Below are 2298 nucleotides of genomic sequence, written 5' to 3'. Positions count from 1 at the left end.
ATGCATAACACATCAGGGTTATCCGCCGAGGATTGGCGACGATTAAGACATAGTTCTATGGCTTAGTCACTCTAGTAATCATACAAGGATCGTATGACATATACCGCACAACCGAACGATAAAGTCTCCAAGTTTTCTCAATTTTTTTATGATGCTTACCGAACGTGGGGTGTGTTTTATTCGGCTGCATATCGTGACTTAAGGGCATATGCAGGGCAGAATTGGACACAATCTGAACGTGCAGCATTAGAACAACAAAAGCGAATGGTCTTAGAATTAAATAAGATCAGACGTGTTGTCAATTTGTATTCAGGTTACGAGAGAGAAAACCGTTTAAGCACTGTCTGCGATGCTGTTGAAGATTCCGATGTAGACACAGCCGATCTTATCAGCGACGTAATGATCTACACCTATGAAAAGGGAAATGCGCATCACGTTATCTCAGATGCCTTCGAGCATAGCCTTAAGACTGGTTTAGCAATAATTGGTATCTACATTGACTACGGAAAAGACAAAGTCAATGGAGACATCAAGTTTTATTATAAACCGTTTAACGCCATAATGTTAGATCCGTACTTTACTAAGAGAGATCTTTCCGACTGCGACCAGGCATCCACACGTGATTTGCTGTCCAGGGAGCAAGTAAAGTCATTATTACCTTGGGTTGATCCACAGATTATAGAGAATATCCCTACAGGTATACGTGATAACAAATACCAATACCTTGGAATCTATCGACAATACAACAGCACGTACATTGCGAAGAATCTATTGACGTATGACCAATATTGGACACGCATCAATAAGCCCCAGAAATATCTTGTCGATATGGATACAGGAGTTTCTCAAGAATGGAATGGTACACCTGAAGAAGAGAAGCACTTGAAAGAAGCGCTTGCGATGAATCAGAACGTTCAAATGATCAATTCATACAAGCGTGATGTTGAACTGAATATTATCGTGGGTGGTCGTTTATTGTATTCTGGACCTGATCCAACAGGTCTATCGACGTTTCCTTTCTTGCCCGTGATCGCATATTTTGAACCGTTAATTGACACGTATGAGCTTAAGATACAAGGGATTGTCCGATCTATAGTTGATGCCCAAAGACAATATAATCGTAGACACAGCCAGATAATAGATCTCATGGAATCGATAATTAATACGGGTTGGATTTCTAGAAACGGTGCTGTATTAGATCCACAGATGCTACTACAAAGTGGACAAGCAAGAAATATTATTATCAATGAAGGTTACGACGTTAATGCAGATATCAGAGAAATCCAGCCTCCACAAGTGCCAAGTGGATATTTGCAATACCAAGACATCATTGACAAAAACATCATGGAAATCCCAGGGGGAAGTGAAGAACTCCTTGGAATCAGTTCTACAGGGGATTCTCAGGTTTCAGGCCGTCTCGCAGAGGTTCGTGCATCGAACGGCCTTAAAGGTAATCGAGGATTATTTGATAACCTTGAGCAGACATTATCATGGCTTGGAAACCTTGTCATTGAAGCCATCCAGAAGAATTATACGCCAGGCAAGATATGGAGAATCACAAAACGAGAACCAACACCTGAATTCTTCTCTGGAGAATTTGGTAAATATGATTCTTGCATCAAACAGGCCGTCTTAACGCATACACAACGTGAAGCCTATTACTACCAGTTGTTACAACTCAGAGAGCTTGGTATTGCGATTCCAGACGACATAATCGTAGAAGCTGCACCTCTCCAAGGCAAAGTAAAACTTAATCAAAGAATGGCTGAGATTGCGGAACGTCAACAAGAAGCCCAGCAAATCGAGATGCAGCAAATACAACGACAAGCTGAACTTGAGAATGCGCAAATAGATAATACATTGGCATTGGCACAAGAGCGACGTGCACGCGTCTTGGCAGATATTGGATTGGCACGTGAGCGTATCTCAGAAGGCGAACAGAACTATGCTAAGGCTTTGCTTGACAACGCCAAAACCGTAGCAGAGATAGAAGATTTAGATAGGGGTCATCTGCTGGAAGTTATGCGACTAGCACATGATATGCAATCTGAAAACGCGGCTAAGACCGAAGAAAAGCTTCAGGCTGATAGACAGCTTGGAGAGTCATTTAAAGCAGGAGAACAGAATGGCTAAACAAAAAATGGAGAATATGACCGCTTATAACAACGGTTATGTTCCACCTAGAGGATCGGCTGGTAAGGCTGCCTTTGGTGAATATAGTACTAAACGCAATCCACTAAGTGTACCTAAAAAGGGTTCAGCACTTACTGGTGTCAGCGAATTTGGTAATAACTCTGA

At 41.8% G+C, this 2298-nt stretch carries 1 protein-coding gene; it reads left to right on the top strand.

Features of this window, described 5'->3' with window-relative positions; genetic code table 11:
* Positions 1 to 93 precede the first annotated feature (93 nt).
* Positions 94 to 2133 carry a hypothetical protein gene (locus EPO09_RS22190; RefSeq protein ID WP_290646804.1) on the top strand — a complete coding sequence of 680 codons (2040 nt, stop codon included), beginning with the start codon at positions 94 to 96 and terminating at the stop codon, positions 2131 to 2133.
* The last annotated feature ends 165 nt before the right edge of the window (positions 2134 to 2298 follow it).

Source organism: Aquabacterium sp., assembly GCF_004297345.1.
Lineage (GTDB): Bacteria > Pseudomonadota > Gammaproteobacteria > Burkholderiales > Burkholderiaceae_C > Aquabacterium.
The sequence above is the reverse complement of the archived record's forward strand: the minus strand, read 5'-3'. Positions and strand labels throughout refer to the sequence as shown.